This is a genomic window from Metabacillus niabensis (assembly GCF_902829255.1).
Classification (GTDB): Bacteria; Bacillota; Bacilli; order Bacillales; family Bacillaceae; genus Metabacillus; species Metabacillus niabensis.
Window position 1 is genome coordinate 18,902 of sequence record NZ_CADEPK010000051.1, and the last position, 16,185, is coordinate 35,086.

General features: G+C 36.2%; 21 protein-coding genes. 9 read left to right on the forward strand and 12 right to left on the reverse strand.

What is annotated here, in order from left to right:
- Window positions 1–41 precede the first annotated feature (41 nt).
- The gene (locus HU235_RS06865) at window positions 42–2,423 is read right to left on the reverse strand and encodes a 3-hydroxyacyl-CoA dehydrogenase/enoyl-CoA hydratase family protein (protein ID WP_174879751.1); all 2,382 of its coding nucleotides are present in this window, start codon (window positions 2,421–2,423) and stop codon (window positions 42–44) included.
- Between the two features lie 185 nt (window positions 2,424–2,608).
- On the opposite strand from HU235_RS06865, the gene HU235_RS06870 reads away from it, so the two are divergent.
- Entirely contained in the window at window positions 2,609–2,758 is a 150-nt protein-coding gene (locus tag HU235_RS06870) for a YuzL family protein (RefSeq protein WP_095297409.1), read from the forward strand.
- Window positions 2,759–2,929: 171 nt separating this feature from the next.
- Here the strand turns inward: HU235_RS06870 and HU235_RS06875 are convergent, their stop codons facing one another.
- The gene (locus tag HU235_RS06875; protein WP_212591198.1) at window positions 2,930–3,820 is read right to left on the reverse strand and encodes a proline dehydrogenase family protein; all 891 of its coding nucleotides are present in this window, start codon (window positions 3,818–3,820) and stop codon (window positions 2,930–2,932) included.
- A 310-nt stretch (window positions 3,821–4,130) separates the two neighbouring features.
- Between HU235_RS06875 and HU235_RS06880 the strand changes: the two genes are divergently transcribed.
- Both HU235_RS06880 and HU235_RS06885 read left to right on the forward strand, forming a co-directional pair.
- On the forward strand, window positions 4,131–4,397 hold the full coding sequence (locus HU235_RS06880) for a hypothetical protein (RefSeq protein ID WP_174879734.1): 267 nt from the start codon (window positions 4,131–4,133) through the stop codon (window positions 4,395–4,397).
- A gap of 10 nt (window positions 4,398–4,407) precedes the next feature.
- Complete coding sequence (locus HU235_RS06885) at window positions 4,408–4,749, forward strand: spore coat protein (RefSeq protein ID WP_170944193.1); 342 nt, start codon at window positions 4,408–4,410, stop codon at window positions 4,747–4,749.
- Between the two features lie 100 nt (window positions 4,750–4,849).
- Here the strand turns inward: HU235_RS06885 and HU235_RS06890 are convergent, their stop codons facing one another.
- From HU235_RS06890 to HU235_RS06900, 3 genes are read right to left on the reverse strand one after another with little or no spacing between them, the layout of a single operon-like run.
- Window positions 4,850–5,104, reverse strand: a complete 255-nt coding sequence (locus tag HU235_RS06890; protein ID WP_095297403.1) for a YusU family protein — start codon at window positions 5,102–5,104, stop codon at window positions 4,850–4,852.
- A gap of 18 nt (window positions 5,105–5,122) precedes the next feature.
- Window positions 5,123–5,869, reverse strand: coding sequence for an IucA/IucC family C-terminal-domain containing protein (locus HU235_RS06895; RefSeq protein ID WP_174879735.1), 747 nt, complete (start codon window positions 5,867–5,869; stop codon window positions 5,123–5,125).
- On the reverse strand, window positions 5,862–6,680 hold the full coding sequence (locus HU235_RS06900; RefSeq protein WP_095297399.1) for an ABC transporter ATP-binding protein: 819 nt from the start codon (window positions 6,678–6,680) through the stop codon (window positions 5,862–5,864). Before HU235_RS06900 ends, HU235_RS06895 begins: the two co-directional genes overlap by 8 nt.
- Before the next feature lie 191 nt (window positions 6,681–6,871).
- On the opposite strand from HU235_RS06900, the gene HU235_RS06905 reads away from it, so the two are divergent.
- Entirely contained in the window at window positions 6,872–7,597 is a 726-nt protein-coding gene (locus HU235_RS06905; RefSeq protein ID WP_095297397.1) for a ZIP family metal transporter, read from the forward strand.
- 40 nt (window positions 7,598–7,637) lie between these two features.
- Here the strand turns inward: HU235_RS06905 and HU235_RS06910 are convergent, their stop codons facing one another.
- The 3 genes from HU235_RS06910 to HU235_RS06920 form a co-directional block, all read right to left on the reverse strand.
- Window positions 7,638–8,294: a potassium channel family protein gene (locus tag HU235_RS06910; RefSeq protein WP_174879736.1), complete on the reverse strand. Its 657-nt coding sequence runs from the start codon at window positions 8,292–8,294 to the stop codon at window positions 7,638–7,640.
- A gap of 136 nt (window positions 8,295–8,430) precedes the next feature.
- Complete coding sequence (locus HU235_RS06915) at window positions 8,431–8,610, reverse strand: twin-arginine translocase TatA/TatE family subunit (RefSeq protein WP_095297393.1); 180 nt, start codon at window positions 8,608–8,610, stop codon at window positions 8,431–8,433.
- Window positions 8,611–8,697: 87 nt separating this feature from the next.
- Complete coding sequence (locus tag HU235_RS06920; protein ID WP_174879737.1) at window positions 8,698–9,867, reverse strand: D-alanyl-D-alanine carboxypeptidase family protein; 1,170 nt, start codon at window positions 9,865–9,867, stop codon at window positions 8,698–8,700.
- Window positions 9,868–10,048: 181 nt separating this feature from the next.
- Between HU235_RS06920 and HU235_RS06925 the strand changes: the two genes are divergently transcribed.
- Genes HU235_RS06925 through HU235_RS06935 form a run of 3 tightly spaced genes read left to right on the forward strand, consistent with a single transcriptional unit; the run spans window position 10,049 to window position 11,295 of the window.
- Window positions 10,049–10,639, forward strand: coding sequence for a TetR/AcrR family transcriptional regulator (locus HU235_RS06925; RefSeq protein ID WP_095297389.1), 591 nt, complete (start codon window positions 10,049–10,051; stop codon window positions 10,637–10,639).
- Entirely contained in the window at window positions 10,632–10,973 is a 342-nt protein-coding gene (locus HU235_RS06930; protein WP_095297387.1) for a DMT family transporter, read from the forward strand. Before HU235_RS06925 ends, HU235_RS06930 begins: the two co-directional genes overlap by 8 nt.
- A 4-nt stretch (window positions 10,974–10,977) precedes the next feature.
- A complete protein-coding gene (locus HU235_RS06935) occupies window positions 10,978–11,295 on the forward strand; it encodes a DMT family transporter (RefSeq protein ID WP_095297385.1) in 318 nt (105 codons plus the stop codon).
- A 144-nt stretch (window positions 11,296–11,439) separates the two neighbouring features.
- Here HU235_RS06935 and HU235_RS06940 read toward each other — a convergent pair whose 3' ends face one another.
- The 4 genes from HU235_RS06940 to HU235_RS06955 all read right to left on the reverse strand — a co-directional run bounded on the left by HU235_RS06940 (window position 11,440) and on the right by HU235_RS06955 (window position 13,706).
- Complete coding sequence (locus HU235_RS06940; RefSeq protein ID WP_095297381.1) at window positions 11,440–11,541, reverse strand: YjcZ family sporulation protein; 102 nt, start codon at window positions 11,539–11,541, stop codon at window positions 11,440–11,442.
- Between the two features lie 258 nt (window positions 11,542–11,799).
- Window positions 11,800–12,000, reverse strand: a complete 201-nt coding sequence (locus HU235_RS06945; protein WP_095297379.1) for a YozQ family protein — start codon at window positions 11,998–12,000, stop codon at window positions 11,800–11,802.
- Window positions 12,001–12,067: 67 nt separating this feature from the next.
- Window positions 12,068–12,220 (reverse strand): hypothetical protein, encoded by a 153-nt coding sequence (locus HU235_RS06950; protein ID WP_170944190.1) that lies wholly within the window; start codon window positions 12,218–12,220, stop codon window positions 12,068–12,070.
- A gap of 226 nt (window positions 12,221–12,446) precedes the next feature.
- Window positions 12,447–13,706, reverse strand: a complete 1,260-nt coding sequence (locus tag HU235_RS06955) for a S1C family serine protease (RefSeq protein ID WP_095297376.1) — start codon at window positions 13,704–13,706, stop codon at window positions 12,447–12,449.
- A 429-nt stretch (window positions 13,707–14,135) separates the two neighbouring features.
- On the opposite strand from HU235_RS06955, the gene HU235_RS06960 reads away from it, so the two are divergent.
- A complete protein-coding gene (locus tag HU235_RS06960; protein ID WP_095297374.1) occupies window positions 14,136–14,801 on the forward strand; it encodes a response regulator transcription factor in 666 nt (221 codons plus the stop codon).
- A complete protein-coding gene (locus tag HU235_RS06965) occupies window positions 14,798–16,156 on the forward strand; it encodes a HAMP domain-containing sensor histidine kinase (RefSeq protein ID WP_095297372.1) in 1,359 nt (452 codons plus the stop codon). Before HU235_RS06960 ends, HU235_RS06965 begins: the two co-directional genes overlap by 4 nt.
- Window positions 16,157–16,185: the final 29 nt, after the last annotated feature.

Sequence of the window (16,185 nt, forward strand, 5' to 3'; positions counted from 1 at the left end):
CGATCGTTACAAAACATTTGCTGAAATTAATTTATCGTTCATTAATTTCTGAGCGGTTTCCCTTTTAAAAGCATATGCTGCATACGCTGCTGGGATTTCGCCTCAGCTACTAAACTTAAAAACGCTTCTCTCTCTAAATCTAATAAATATTGTTCATCAACCTCTGTTCCAAACGGGACTCTTCCTCCAGCTATAACAAAGGCTAGTTTTTTGGCAATCTTTAAGTCATGGTCTGAAATAAATCCAGATAAATGCATCGACTGTGCACCAAGGAGCATTGTCGCATACCCCGTTTCACCTACAACAGGTATTTTTTTACGAATTGGCGGTAGATAGCCATTATCATGGAGCTCAATGACTCGTTGCTTTGCATCATATAATAGATGATCACCATTTATGCTAATGTTGTCGTGTTGATTTAGAAAAGAGTTTTTCCTTGCTTCTGCAGCAGAGGTGGATACCTTTGCCATCGCAATTATCTCAAATACTTTATTTGCGACCGACTGTAAATCAAAGTCTACATTTTGTGGCATACTGCTTAGATGTTTAATGTAGAGTTCTTTATTTCCGCCTCCACCTGGAATTACCCCGACTCCAACCTCGACTAAGCCCATATAAGTCTCACTAGATGCTTGGATGCTGCTTGATGGTAAGCATATTTCAGCTCCACCACCTAAAGTCATCCCAAATGGGGCAGCAACAACAGGCTTTTGACTATATTTCAGTTTCATCATGGCCTGTTGAAATTGTCTAATAACTAGATCAATTTCAAAATAATTATCATCCTGTGCTTCCATTAAAATCATTCCAAGGTTTGCACCAACACAAAAGTTTTTCCCTTGATTCCCAATTACAAGACCTTTATAATTTTTTTCAACTTCATCAATCGCATAATTAATCATTTGAATAATATCAAAGCCAATCGCATTGCTTTTCGAATGAAACTCTAATAGTGCCACATTATCCCCTAGGTCAATTAAGCTTGCACCACTGTTTTTCTTAATGACACCATTTACTTCTTTATATGTTTTTAAGTTAATAGTCTTTGGATTTTCGATAATTTGACGATATTCACCATTTTTATAGTAAAATAGCACTCCATTCTCATTTCGATAAAAGCTCTCATTTCCTTTTGCGACCATTTCTAACACCCAATCTGGTGCTATGAAACCTTGGTTTTCTATTTCCTTTAGCACCTTTGAAACTCCGACTGCATCCCAAAGCTCAAATGGCCCTTGTTCCCAACCGAATCCCCATTTCATTGCACGATCAATCGCAACAATGTCGTCAGCAATTTCACCGAGCATTTCCGCAGAGTATACAAGCGTTGGAATGATGATGCTTTTTAATAAAGATCCAGCCCGATCCTCTGAGGAGAAAAGCGCTTTCAACTTATTAGAGGCTCCCTTAGCTTGTTTCGCAAGTTCAATTGATTGTGCCTGTAATGTTTTTCTTTGCTCATATTCAAGTGTTGCAGGGTTTAATTCGAGAATTTCTTTTCCCTCTTTTTTGTAAAAGCCTTGCCCACTTTTGCTTCCAAGCCAATTGTTATCAAGCATCTTTGACATAAATGCAGGAATTTCAAAAACTTCCTTCTCCTTTCCCTCAACTTGCTCATACACATTGTTTGCCACATGTGCAAAGGTATCTAAGCCCACTACATCTAGAGTACGAAATGTTGCACTTTTCGGCCTTCCAATTAAAGGTCCTGTTACTGAGTCAATTTCCCCAACGCTGTAGCCGCTTTTAAGCATTTCTTTTACCGTAATAAGCAAGCCATATGTGCCGATGCGATTGGCAATAAAATTCGGTGTATCCTTTGCCTCAACGACTCCTTTTCCGAGAATATCCTCACCAAATTTCTTCATAAAGGATAAAACTTCTTCAGCTGTATCCTTTGTTGGAATGACTTCCAATAGCTTTAAATATCGAGGAGGATTGAAGAAATGAGTTCCTAAAAAATGCTGCCTGAAGTCTTCTGATCTTCCTTCAGCCATTGCTTCGACTGAAATACCTGACGTATTTGAACTAATGATGCTTCCTTGTTTTCGGTATTTATCTATTTCAGTAAACACTTTTTTCTTTACATCAAGGTTTTCAACAACAACTTCAATAACCCAATCAACTTCTGAAATATTTGGTAAATCATCTTCGAGGTTACCAGCCTCAATTAATTTGCTATTTTCTTGTATTGTCAGTGGGGCTGGTTTTTGCTTTGTTAATGATTGAATGGCAGAGGTAGCAATTCGATTTCGAACGACTTTGTCAGATAATGATAGACCATTCTTCTTTTCATCATCATTCAATTCATGAGGTACAATATCTAGAAGTAAAACAGGGATGCCGATATTTGCTAAATGTGCTGCAATTCCCGATCCCATTATTCCAGAACCAATAACAGCAGCTTTTTTAATGCGTTTGATCATGCTTATTCCCCCTTTGAATGAATACTCATTCATTTTCCTGATATAAAAAAATGACACCTTTATTTGAGTATCTTACTATTAATATAAAAGATTTCCATTATTTCTTCAATACATTTCCTCCTAATTTTCAAATAATTACAGCTTACGTTGGTAACGATATGTATTTAGGAGGTGATGAACTCATGGCTCGACTTAAAAAGAATCCTTCTAAGGCTGGAGTAAGTGCAGCAAGTGTAAAAGGTAATGCAGGTCCTACAGTAGAACGTGCTGGCGGTGGCAAGCGAACAAGCCAAAATCAACAATACAAACAACATAATATGGGTGACGAATAATAAGAGAAGAGTAAGCGCCTTTTTCAGCGGAGGTCAAAAAAGGCGAATCAGAATTGAAGGTGTTTTTTACCTTTAATTCTGATTTGTCTTGTGACCTCGAGGAGCCAGATAAAAACTAGCTCCTTCAGCATAAATTTTACCCTTTCCTATCTCCATTATAAAAGCTAAGCATTATTTTCTAAACATCCCCTTTAGGACAAAGGCAACATTTGCTGGTCGTTCCGCTAATCTTCTCATAAAATATCCATACCAATCTGTCCCGTACGGAACATAGACACGCATTTTGTACCCTTCTTTGACAATTTCAAGCTGTTTTTCAGGTCGTATACCATATAGCATTTGAAATTCGAATTGCTCAAGTGGAATGCGATGAGTCTTCACTAATGTTTTCGTATATTGAATAATCGCGTCATCATGTGTCGCAACAGCTGTAAAGTTTCCATTTAGTAAATGCATTTTGATGATCTGCATGTAATTTTTATCAACAGTCTTTTTTTCTGGAAAAGCGACCTTATGGGATTCCTTATATGCACCCTTCACTAAGCGTAGACTCGCATTATACTCATTCAGCTCCTCGATATCTTTCACTGTTCTGTATAAATAAGCTTGAAGAACCGTCCCAATATTTGTATATTCTCTTCTTAATGTTTTGAAAATCTCTAATGTCTTTTCACAGCGTGAGTAATCTTCCATATCTATTGTTACAAAAATTTGATGACGTTTTGCTGCGGTTAAAATTCTCCTCATATTTTGCAGGACAACTTCTTCCGAAATATCCAACCCCATCGAAGTTAATTTTAAAGAAACCTGTGATTGTAATCGATGGTTTCCGATCGCTTCAATCGCTTTAATACAGTTATCGGCCATTTCATTTGCCTCTTGAACATCTTCAATAAACTCCCCTAAGTAATCGAGCGTAACATCTAAACCTTTACTATTTAACTCCTTGATAACGTTAATTGCATGGTCAATCGTATCACCTGCTACAAATCGCGATGCCCCAAATCTTAATCCGTATCTCTTTGCTAATTTGGTCATCATTTTATTTCTAGATAAAAACATGAAAGAGTTTCGAAGTATTTTTTCCAATAAAAACCCTCCTCATGCATAAGATAGTAATGACATAAAGGTATTCCCTTCCTTTTGACACAAGTGCTTGTGAAGCTAAGGACAAGCCTACCTTTTCATATGAGATACATTCCATTTCAACTTACTCAAGTTTATTCGAATAGGATGGCTGATATGTCCTTAAGCTATATTACTTACCTGTTCGTTTTTTCAACGAAGCATTTAACAAAAAATAGAAACGGAATGAATGAAATAACTATTAAGTGGGAAAATAAGGTTACTTATTATGAGGAGGGTTAAGTTTATGCAAGAACAAAATATTGAGCAGCAAGGTACGATGCAACAGCCACCAAGCATTGTGTCAACAAAGGATCAAATGTATTTAACAGATATGCTTTCTTGGAACCTGTTAGCAATGAAAAAGGCACATTTTTTTGCTGGCCAATGCCAAAATCAAGAGATTAAAAATCAATTGGAACAGGTCGGGCAAATGCACAACAGACACTATCAAAAAATTTTAAATCATTTACAAATGCATCAGCAATCATCCGCTGGAACACAGCTTCAATAGGAGTGAAAAAATGATGAATAATAACCAAAAAATTACGAACCCTGAAACACAAGTACAAAAAGGTCCACAAATGAATGACCGTGATTTTATTAATGATTTATTAGCAACAGAAAAATATTTAACAGCATCCTATTCAACAGCATTAAATGAAGCAAGCCATGAGGACCTTTATCAAGATATATTAGCAATTTTCAATGAAACCCAACAGTCTCAACGTGATATGTATAACCTCATGTTTAAAAATGGCTGGTACTCACTTGAAGCTGCAGACGGACAAAAGTTACAACAATCACATCAGCAATTTACAAATTATATCAATGAGCAGTCTCCATATGGAAATATGACTCAATGATGTCCGTATAGTAAAAACCAATTCAGCTCTGACATGGTGTGATAAATACTAAAGCATTCTAAATCAAAAAAATCAGCTTTCATAAGGGAAGCTGATTTTTTTAATCTTTATTTTTATTTGCCCGATGCTGTTCATTTAGTTGTTTAATTTCACTAATTAAAGCCTTCATTTCATCTTTTGCATCCGGGTATGTTGCATTCCAGTGCTTTGCTAATGGGGGCATTGATTTTGCAATATGTGTATATAACGCCCAGACCTTTACTTTTTCGATTAACTCCTCAGATGCATCTCCTAAAAGGAGCTCCGTATATTTTTCGCATAATCCATCAAATTGCTTGCGAAATTCACTTTCCATTTTACAGCCCCCTAGTACTTATTTTTTGCATTCAATTGGGCATGTTGAGCAACGATCACGACTGCTAGATGTTAAATAAAATAAACAACACGTTTTCCGCATTCGAATATTGTCTTGCTTCGGAAGATAAAATTGTGTTATTGGGTTTCTTGATTTCGTTGCAAAAAGTTCTGGTACTGCCTCATGAATGATGAATTGAAAATCATCTTCAATTTTCGCTTTCATCTCATCCGATAAGGAGGCATCCTCTAATAATGTTTCATACATCCAAAAAATATAAGTAGCTGTATTCTCCCATAAAATCGCCTTTGAGACCTTCAACTGCTTCGAAATGGAGGTAATCACTCTTGAAAAGTTTTCAGTAAATAGCAATTTCACAACATCGCTCCGCCACTTATCACGATAACCAGCATCAGGTGTCGTGACATTAAGGTTGTAAAAATAAAAGCTTGGTAACCAGAACGGTCCTGAATCTTCTGTTTGAATAGATATATTCTCAAGCGAACTATCCAATCCTTTATCAAAAACACTCATAGAATGAAGGACAAGGGCAGCTAAGAAGGCATAGCTTTTTACAATCATCGATCCTATAACCGACTGCTTATCTGTATTTAGCTTTGCCTGCAAATAATTATCTATCAGTATTTGTAGACGAGCTGAATTTATAAGCTCAAGACCTGTTAATGTTAAATGATTTTCGCTTTTCTTTGCACTAAAACGAAATTTCATTAATGCTTCAATTTCATTATGTGTCAATTTAGCCATTTAAAACTCCTACTTTATTCAATATTCGTCTACCTTTTCCATGCGGAATACAAAGTGGTGTTCCAAACAACGGATCATCTGTAATTGTACAGTCCATATTAAAAACATCTTGGACAAGCTTCGTACTCATAATTTCTTCAGGTCTTCCTTGAGCATATACCTTTTGCTCCTTAAGGGCAACAAGGTTATGTGCGTAACGACAGGCAAGATTTAAATCATGTAAGACCATTACAATTGTCCGTTTTTCCCGTTCATTTAATTCAAATAATAAATCCAATATTTCAATTTGATGTGTCATATCTAAATAAGTTGTCGGTTCATCGAGTAAAATGATTTCTGTTTTTTGTGCAAGCGTCATCGCAATCCAGGCACGTTGCCTTTGTCCTCCTGAAAGGGCATCGACTGGTCGAGCAGCAAGCTCGGACATCCCTGTTGCTTCAAGAGCATTTGCAACAGCAGCCTCATCTTCTACTGACCATTGCTTTAACCAGCTTTGGTGTGGATATCTTCCCTGCTTGACTAATTGGTGTACTGTTAACCCTTCAGGAGCTACTGGGCCTTGGGGCAATATTGCTAATCTTTTTGCTACTTCCTTTGTCGGAAATGCCGCAATTTCATGTCCATCAAGAATAATCGCCCCTTGCTTTGGTTTTAACAGCCTTGCTAAGGAACGCAGCAACGTTGATTTTCCACAGCCATTGCTTCCAATGAATACTGTAATTTCCCCTTTAGGAATTTCGATATTTAATTCGTCAATTATTGTCGTATCGCCATAAGACAAGGTGAGATGATTTGTTTCAAATGCATACATATATTTATCGCTCCTACCACGAAATTTACCGATATTAGTTGTGCCTTTATTTTATCAAAATACAGTGACTTTGAAAATCATTTTCAATTACACTTTTACACCTATCGAATTTCCATTTTATTCCTCACTCGTGAAATTCCTGTTTATTCTGACTTAATTGGGGAAAATACAGGTTGGAAGGTGGTGATATAATGCTTCAGGCAGCATTTTGGGGAGCTTTTGCAGGTTCCTCTATTTTACTAGGTGCTATCTTGGGAATGTTCAAGCAATTATCAAAGTTAACGACTGGTCTCATCATGTCCTTCGGTACGGGAGTTTTAATTGGGGCAGCTTCATTTGAGCTATTAATCGAATCAGTGAGTAAAGGTGGGTTATTACCAACAACAATTGGATTCCTTTCAGGGTCAATTATTTTTACTGTTTCAGAACTAATCATCTCCCACCGTGGTGGTCATGAAAGAAAGCGATCAAATAAACGAAAGGGGAAAAGCTCTGGACTAGCTATCCTTATTGGTACGATTATTGATGCTATACCTGAATCAGTCATTATTGGGGTTAGTCTGCTTGAACACGGAACAGTTAGCTATTTAATGGTGATTGCCGTATTTATTAGTAATTTTCCTGAAGGACTATCAAGTACAATTGGCTTAAAGCGGGATGGGTATCAAAATAAAACCCTTCTTATGATGTGGAGTATCATTGTTTTACTCGCTTCGATTAGTTCATTATTAGGCTATTTATTTTTAAACAATGCGTCTCCTAACGTCACCGCATTCATCTCTTCATTTGCAGCTGGAGGTATTATCGCAATGATTATTACAACGATGGTTCCTGAGGCATTTGAAGATGGCGGACCAATTGTAGGGTTTATTTCCTCTCTTGGTTTAGTATGCTCACTCATTTTATCTCATATATAACAAAAGAGGGTCAGTCCCCTAAAGGTGTCAGACCCTAATGCTACATACCTACTTCTTCAAAATGAACGATATCTTTGTTTTTTCCGATAATCAGTAATACATCCCCCATAACGATTTTTTCATTCATGCTAGGCGAAACACAAATTTCCTCACCTCGCTGAATTCCTACGACATTACAGCCATATCTTGTTGCAATATCCAAGTCAGAAATTGTTTTATTATAAAGTTTTTTCGTCGCAACAATTTCTACTAGACTATATTCCTTCGAAAGCTCAATATAATCGATCATTTTTTCTGAAATAATATGATGAGCAATCCGCTTTGCCATATCACGTTCCGGATGTATAACACGATCAACACCGATTTTATCTAATACCTTTTGGTGATAATCATTTTGAGCCTTTGCCCAGACCTTTGGAATCCCAAGCTCCTTTAACAGAAGGGATGTTAAAATACTCGCTTCAATATCATCACCATACGATACAAAGGCATGATCAACGTTTTTAACACCTAATTTTTTTAATGAACGCTCATCAACTCCATTTGCTCTAACCGCATGTGTCGCATATTGGGCATATTGTTGGATTTTCTCCTCACTTTTATCAATAGCAAGCACCTCAATGCCTTGCTTATAAAATTCCTTAACTAAGCTACCACCAAAGCGTCCTAAGCCAAATACAGCAAATTGCTTTTTCACAAAAAACTCCTACCTTCTTCTGTTTTAATCTCTTACATTATTGTTTGATAAATGGACATAAATCATCCGTTACACTTATCATCGTCATTTTTAGCAAAAAAAAATGACTCTGGACTATTGCCAAAGTCAGTAAACGTTATTGTTCCTTTTTCGTAGTAGCCGTATCTTCTTCATCGTCCATTAGCCCTTTTGTAGCTCTTTTAAACTCTCGTAACGTTTTTCCTGCAGCTTTCCCTAGTTCTGGAAGCTTTTTCGGACCAAAGAGCAATAAAGCGACAAACACAATTAGCATGATTTCTCCGAAACCCAAGTTCATGTGTATACACTTCTTTCGTCTAATAATCGAAATCTTCCTAAATTATACTTGAACGTTGTTATATATGCAAAGAAGAATTTATGACAATTAAATCTTTCTTGTTTGTTTGAAGAAAAATGCTGCAATGAGAAAAGAAATAATGAGGGAAATCGGAATGATAATCCGAAGATGCTGCTCCCTATTATCATCTGTTTGGTAGATAGTTTCATTCTTAATTTGCTGCTTCTCTTTTTCCTTATTTGTTACTAATTCAAGCTTTTTCTCAACAAGCTTTCTCCCGTCTTCACCTTTTATGACAAGTTTCCCTGAAGTTGTTACATCTTCTTCAACAATTTCGCCTATTTTTTTCGTGTAATAAATATTCTCAACGGTTTTATACTGATTATCCTCACTGTCTACAAATTGGCTATTCATATCTATAGTATCTGTTTCATAATGCTGAAAACCATAATTAAACAATTTTGTTGTATCCTCATACACTTGATTATCGTACATTGTTTTCATCGTAACCGCTATTAAGCTTATATTTTCTTGATTTGCCGTGGTTACTAGGGTAAAACCTGCTTCAGTGACGAAGCCGTTCTTCCCCCCAGTAACCCCCTCATAGGAACCGTCTCTAACCATTACGTGATGATTGATAAGCGTTGTATCCCACGTTTCCCCATCCCATGGCAGCTCTTTTGTACTAAAAATTTCACGGAAGGTTTCATTTTTCATTGCATATTGAGTAATTTTCGCCATATCTTCCGCTGTCGTTACATGGTCTGGGTCATATAGGCCGTGTGGATTAGTAAAATGTGTGTTTTCCACACCAATCACTTCTTCTAAATAACGATTAAAATCAACGACAAACTCATCAACTGAACCTGATAAATGTTCAGCAATCGCAACTCCTGCATCATTTCCTGAATTTATTAATAGTCCTTGAACGAGCTTAAGCAAGGGAACCTGTTCACCTGCTTCTAAATATACTTTTGTTCCCTCTGCATTCCTCGCATTTTCACTAACCGTTACAATATCATCTAAATTGCCATTTTCAATTGCGTAAATGGCAGTTGCGATTTTCGTAATACTTGCTGGTGGTAATTTTTCTTGACTGTTCTTTTCATATAATACTTGCCCTGATTGGGCATCTATTAAAATAGCTGCTTCGCTATATAATTCAAGTTGTTCATTCGTATTCGCACTTATTATTGTTGGAAATAAGAATAAGCACAACACTATAATTATCGCACTCGATACTTGTTTTTTTAACATATTTTGGCTTACTCCTTATCTTTATCAATCAACTTATAGAATAACAAGGGACATGGTTAAAAAGCAATGTCAGTAATTAGCAATAATAGGACTATTGTTCTATTTTCAAAAATTAAATTGATTGACGAAAGAAAAACGTCCCTATACACTAAAAACTGACGAACGTCAGGAAGGTGAGAAAATGTCTGCGACAAAAATTAAGCAAGCTGCACTTATCCAATTTGCTAACGATGGATATGATGGAACAGCTTTAGCAAGCATCGCAAGTGCAGTTGGGATAAAAAAGCAATCGATATATACTCATTTTGCTAATAAAGACCAATTATTCCTTACTGTCTTGCAAGAAGTGCTAGATAGAGAAAAAAAGTCATTAGCAACTTTCTTTCAACAAACTGAAGACCTTAAATTTGACGAGGCTCTTTACCAATTTATTAATCGGTATAATATTCAATATGAGGTAAATCCTGATACTAAGTTTCTGTTAAGAATGTGCTATCTTCCTCCTTCTCATTTATACGAAAAAGTTATGTCTTCTATTTATAAATACTTCGATGAGATTGAGGAAATTATGACAAAGTTTTTTCTTAATAAGGCGAAAGGGCTATCTGTTCCAATTAAAGAAGCAGTTATCGCTTATATCGGATTAATCGATTCAGTATTAGTCGAACTACTCTATAGCGGAAGAGAAAGGTTTGAAAGAAGACTAGCCGCTTGTTGGAAAATTTATTGGCGTGGAATTAGTGAACGTGTGGAGGAAAATAGAAATGAATAAAAATTGGGTACTTATATATATCGCCGCAGTATTTGAGGTTAGCTGGGTGTCAGGATTAAAGCATGCTGCTGATCCGCTTGCTTGGACAGGAACAATTTTTTCTATTGTAGCAAGCTTCTATTTATTATTAAAAGCAACAAATGTATTACCTGTCAGCACAGTTTATGCTGTATTTACTGGTCTGGGAGCAGCAGGAACCGTTCTTGCAGAAATAATCTTTTTCCATGCTCCATTTAGCTGGATAAAAATATGTTTATGTGCAGTGCTCATTACAGGTGTAATTGGCCTTAAGGTAGTAACTGGTGAACATGAAGTTCCGAAAGAAGAGGTGTAAGATAATGGGCTGGATTTTTCTTATTTTAGCTGGTTTTTGTGAGATTGCAGGTGTTGCAGCAATTTCTAAATTTAATGAAAAAAAGACATTTTTGCATTTTCTCTATCTAGTAGCAGGCTTTATTCTTAGCTTCTCCCTTCTTTCATTAGCAATGAAAACAATCTCTATGGGAACGGCCTATGCCGTATGGACTGGGATTGGCACGGTAGGCAGTGCAATTATTGGGATTCTATTTTTCGGGGAATCGGCAGGATGGAAGCGATTATTATTTATTGCGATGATTATTTGTGCCACAATTGGATTAAAATTTATTCCGTATTAAAATGGAGGGTTTCATTTCCCCATTTCAAAGTGGTGGCGTTGTGATTAAATAATTAATCACAACCTTATTATAAAATAACAGCGGATAAAATAAAGGGGACAGCCACCTTAATGGGGACTGTCCCTTTACTCTCTACTTTAATTCTTAGTATCCGCCACCAACGTAAGCAGCACCTACGATGATTAACAAGATGAACAAGACAACAATTAGTGCAAAGCCTCCTGCATATCCACCTTCATAACCCATTCTGTTCACCTCTTTCTGTATTTTTTCACAATACATAAACACTATATGAAATAGTACTTCGGAATGTTTGAGCTATATGCCTATTCATTCAAGTTTTACCTTTGATAGCTTAAATCAAGAAAATACTAGGTTTACCGTGTCTAATATTCTTATTTTGTTGTGCCTTTTAGTAAGGGTTTAGTCCAAATATCCCTATACAAAAAGGCCGATAGAATCAATACTATCAGCCGCTTTAACAACATATGTACCCTTCTTTGCTTATTCTTTTTTAGGCATTCTTTCTGATGTATGAACATTTTCTTGCATCATTCCATCAACAGTTCCTTCCATATAATCATCTGATACTTGCTCATGTGTTGTAGCTAACCCAGATGATATGGAATCTTCTCTGTTATAGTCCTCAACCTCATAAAAACGACCAGCAATTTTTGTGTTGTTTTCATTAGATTTTTTCTCCATTTGAATCACTCCTTTCTCTCATTACTATTTGCTAATAAAAGACATACTACTCATCAAGAAATATAATTTATGAAGGATCGACCTCATCTAACGATAATCTTACAACCTTTGTGGATTCGCCCCGTTCAATTTCTGATTGTGAGGCAGATTGATTTAATTCCTCTTGATCATCCATTCCAGGTGCGATTTTATCATTCTTGTCATCTTGAAATTTTTTCACTATTATCACCCCTTTTCTTTAGTATTTCCTAGATATATGTTGATTATTTAATAAAGGAAATGTTAAACAGTCATGTTGAACTTTCCTTATTATGAGCAGTTGGACATGCAAAGCTTGAAACGTAAAAAAACGTCGTCTCAAAGGGGGATTTGAGACGACGTTTTAAAAATCTATATAAAAGAGTAACGGTAATTCCAAGTATTGTAAGTAGCTAACCTAACAATTATTATGCATTTGTTGCATCGCGGTTTGTCAGCTTTAATGTGACATCCATTTTTTTGCCATTACGATAAACTGTTAATTTTACTTGTTCACCAATTTTCGTTTCAGTGTAGAGATATTTTCTTAATTCACTTGCGCTGGAGAGGGCTTCTCCATTCATCGCAACAATTACGTCTTGTTGTTTTAATCCTGCTTCATCCGCTGGGGAGCTAGGTGAAACATTTCCAACAATGACTCCTTCTTTGACATTTTCAGGAAGGTTCATATTTTCACGCAAATAATATTCTGGTACTTCACTCATCTCAACAAGACCTACGCCAATGAACGGTCGCTGAATTTTACCATTTTTCATCAGCTCTTCAGCAATTGGAATGACATCGTTACTCGGGATTGCAAAGCCTAAACCTTCAACTCCACTTTCAGAAATTTTCAAGCTGTTAATACCAATTACTTCTCCGCTCATATTGATGAGAGGGCCACCGCTATTTCCTGGGTTAATCGCAGCATCTGTTTGAATAACATTTAATGCCCAATTTCCGTCTGATGTTGTGACATCAATTGTTCGATCAACACCACTAATGATTCCTTGTGTTACTGTTCTAGTAAATTCTTCACCTAATGGATTTCCGATCGCTATGACATCCTCACCTGTGCGGAGGGCTGCGGAATCTCCTACATCAGCTACTACTGTGACATGCTTAGCATCAATTTTTAATACAGCAATATCAGTTAAAGCATCGGCACCTACTAGCTCAGCCTCTACTTTATCGCCATTAAACAATGTTACTTGAATTGATTCTGCACCCTCAATGACATGGTTGTTTGTAAGAACATACCCTGCATTACCTTCTTTTTTGAAGATTACCCCTGAGCCTGTCCCACTCTCCACACTTTCACTATCAGACCTTTGTGAGAAGTTCCCAAAAATGTCTCCACTATTTTGGGATTGCAGATTTGTTATTCCCACAATCGCTGGTGATACACTATCAACAATATCGGCGATCGAATTTGAACTAGCTGACAATTTCTCAGTAGAAACAACAGCTGAATCTGGATCGTCAGTTTGTTCAAATGTTTCAACAGATGCATTATCAGTTGATACCTTCGGCTCCTCTTGCTGATTCGTATATGTTGTAACACCAAGAACTAAAGCTCCACCAACGACACCGCTTAATAATGAAGTGAAAAATGGCTTGATACTTTTCTTTTGTTTCGTTGGTTTTACATGTTCCCGAGTCAAATCTGTTTCATCATAATATCCCATAATTACTACCTCCTATGAAGTTATGCTTGTGTGCTCACATACCCTCCAATAACAATTAAAGCAATTAATAAAGACAATCCTGTAAACAAAACAGCTCTCATATTAACATTCATCATATCCCTACTTTCTTAAAATTAATAAGTAAGAAACATTTTTTATCATTCATTTTAAATTAACTTATTTTTAATTTATCTCCTCTACATGTCTTACTATACAAAATAAGTTTGGGATAAAAATGAAAGAATTATGGGAAATTGTGAAAAAGAAAAATTAAGCTAAATCAAAAAAGATAGTGTTCTTGCCTTCAGCATTATGTTTTAGTTTATGACCTCGTGTGACAAGGAGTTTGTTCTACATACTAAATCAAATTTTCTTGCTCACATAAAAGAATAGAACGTTGTATAATAGCCTTTGAAAGGATGTGAAAGCATGACTTACACCATTTATTTAGTTGAAGACGAAACGAATTTAAACGAATTATTAACGATGTACTTAAAAAATGAAAGCTGGGCGGTTACTTCTTGTTCAACAGGAATGGATGCAAGAGGTCTTATTAATCAACCACCTCATTTATGGATACTAGATATCATGCTTCCAGATATAGACGGTTATCAATTAATAAGAGAGATTAAAGCTGAGACACCAGATGTCCCCGTTATTTTTATTTCTGCACGAGATGCTGACATTGATCGTGTATTAGGGCTTGAATTAGGTAGTGATGATTATATTTCAAAACCATTTTTACCTAGAGAATTAGTAATTAGAGTCCAAAAGCTATTATCAAGAACATATTCTGAGGAAGCAATCGGAATGATTAGCATCCCTCCCTATCAAATTGATGAACAGATCCGTACTGCCTACTTGGATGGAAAGGAAATTAATTTAACGTCAAAAGAGTTTGACCTGTTACACTTATTTCTCCATAACCAAGGACAGGCATTTTCAAGAGAGCAAATTTTAGAGAACTTATGGGGCTCTGATTACTTTGGTACGGATCGGGTTGTTGATGATTTAGTTAGACGGTTACGAAAAAAAATGCCTGACCTTAAATTAGAAACGATTTATGGCTTTGGGTATAGGATGCTAAAAGGATGAAAAACAAATCACTCGCATTTCAAATTTGGGCTGTTTTTTCGGGGATCCTCATTGTCATTTCCTTATTATTACTCATTCTGTTTCCAACAACGTTAAGAGATTTCTTTACGAAGGAAATTTATAAAACGATCGAAAATCAGCAGCTACTTTTATTAGATTATATGAATACAGGAAGTTATCCTTTTTTTGAAAATGGGAAAAAGCAGGGTCAGTCCGTTAGTCATTTAGGTATTCCACTTTATGATCAGTTTATTGATGAAGATAATCCTGAATTATCACGTGAATTTATAAGACAAACCCAGGAGCTTGCGCAATTACAATCCCGTAGTGTTGCCCGATATGAAAAAAATCTTGATAATCAAACACTTTTTTTCGTCATTAGAAAGGACATCTCATATAAAGGAGTGGATTACTATATTCTTTCTTATTCATGGGATACGTATCGAAATGATTTAGTTTACACATTGTTCCGCCAATTAATGATCGTTATGTTTTTTGTTTTTATACTAAGCTGGATTCCATCGATTTGGCTTGCGAGATATTTATCTAAGCCTCTCGTAAAGCTTGAAAAGCATGTAAAGAAATTTTCCGAACAAGAGTGGTATGAACCAGTTGAAGTTGACCGAAATGACGAAATTGGTCGTCTCGGGCATACAATTGAAAAAATGCGACAGCATCTCATTCGCAAAGATGAAGCACAGCAAACTTTATTGCAAAATATTTCACATGATTTAAAAACACCGGTAATGGTCATAAGAGGCTACGCACAATCAGTAAACGATGGCATCTTTCCTAAAGGTGATTTAACAAGTACGATGGATGTGATTGAAGAGGAATCCGAAAAGCTTGAGAAAAAAATTAAAGACTTACTTTATTTAACAAAGCTTGATTTCTTATCAACACGAAAACCGCTTAAAGCCGATTTTTCCCTTGATCAGTTAATATATGAAGAAGTTGATCGGATTAAATGGGCAAAGCCTGAGCTTAATTGGGATTTAAACTTAGAGGAGGCAACAATTCTAGGTGATGCTGAGCAATGGGAAAAGCTTATCGAAAACCTCTTAGAAAACTCTTTACGCTATGCAAAAACAATTATCTCGATTTCAATTACAAAATCTCAGGATAAATTTGTCCTCCGCTTTTGGAATGATGGGCCAATGCTCGATGAAGCATTAAAGGACAAGCTATTCGAACCATTTGAAAAGGGACAGAATGGAGAATTCGGAATCGGGTTAAGCATTGTGAAACGGATCGCAAACATACACGGAGCTAATGTATGGGCAGAAAACGAAGATGATGGTGCTGCGTTTTATGTGGAAATCCCTAATATCGAGAGTCCTGTTAAACGATCATAAAAAAGTCGGACCCCTCTCGATATCGTTGG

Excerpts from the sequence above, each read along its gene's own strand:
- HU235_RS06870 (WP_095297409.1), top strand. The coding sequence starts at position 2,609 with ATGGCTCGACTTAAAAAGAATCCTTCTAAGGCTGGAGTAAGTGCAGCA.
- HU235_RS06875 (WP_212591198.1), bottom strand. The coding sequence starts at position 3,820 with ATGTTTTTATCTAGAAATAAAATGATGACCAAATTAGCAAAGAGATAC.
- HU235_RS06880 (WP_174879734.1), top strand. The coding sequence starts at position 4,131 with ATGCAAGAACAAAATATTGAGCAGCAAGGTACGATGCAACAGCCACCA.
- HU235_RS06885 (WP_170944193.1), top strand. The coding sequence starts at position 4,408 with ATGATGAATAATAACCAAAAAATTACGAACCCTGAAACACAAGTACAA.
- HU235_RS06890 (WP_095297403.1), bottom strand. The coding sequence starts at position 5,104 with ATGGAAAGTGAATTTCGCAAGCAATTTGATGGATTATGCGAAAAATAT.
- HU235_RS06895 (WP_174879735.1), bottom strand. The coding sequence starts at position 5,869 with ATGGCTAAATTGACACATAATGAAATTGAAGCATTAATGAAATTTCGT.
- HU235_RS06900 (WP_095297399.1), bottom strand. The coding sequence starts at position 6,680 with ATGTATGCATTTGAAACAAATCATCTCACCTTGTCTTATGGCGATACG.
- HU235_RS06905 (WP_095297397.1), top strand. The coding sequence starts at position 6,872 with ATGCTTCAGGCAGCATTTTGGGGAGCTTTTGCAGGTTCCTCTATTTTA.
- HU235_RS06915 (WP_095297393.1), bottom strand. The coding sequence starts at position 8,610 with ATGAACTTGGGTTTCGGAGAAATCATGCTAATTGTGTTTGTCGCTTTA.
- HU235_RS06920 (WP_174879737.1), bottom strand. The coding sequence starts at position 9,867 with ATGTTAAAAAAACAAGTATCGAGTGCGATAATTATAGTGTTGTGCTTA.
- HU235_RS06925 (WP_095297389.1), top strand. The coding sequence starts at position 10,049 with ATGTCTGCGACAAAAATTAAGCAAGCTGCACTTATCCAATTTGCTAAC.
- HU235_RS06930 (WP_095297387.1), top strand. The coding sequence starts at position 10,632 with ATGAATAAAAATTGGGTACTTATATATATCGCCGCAGTATTTGAGGTT.
- HU235_RS06935 (WP_095297385.1), top strand. The coding sequence starts at position 10,978 with ATGGGCTGGATTTTTCTTATTTTAGCTGGTTTTTGTGAGATTGCAGGT.
- HU235_RS06940 (WP_095297381.1), bottom strand. The coding sequence starts at position 11,541 with ATGGGTTATGAAGGTGGATATGCAGGAGGCTTTGCACTAATTGTTGTC.
- HU235_RS06945 (WP_095297379.1), bottom strand. The coding sequence starts at position 12,000 with ATGGAGAAAAAATCTAATGAAAACAACACAAAAATTGCTGGTCGTTTT.
- HU235_RS06955 (WP_095297376.1), bottom strand. The coding sequence starts at position 13,706 with ATGGGATATTATGATGAAACAGATTTGACTCGGGAACATGTAAAACCA.
- HU235_RS06960 (WP_095297374.1), top strand. The coding sequence starts at position 14,136 with ATGACTTACACCATTTATTTAGTTGAAGACGAAACGAATTTAAACGAA.
- HU235_RS06965 (WP_095297372.1), top strand. The coding sequence starts at position 14,798 with ATGAAAAACAAATCACTCGCATTTCAAATTTGGGCTGTTTTTTCGGGG.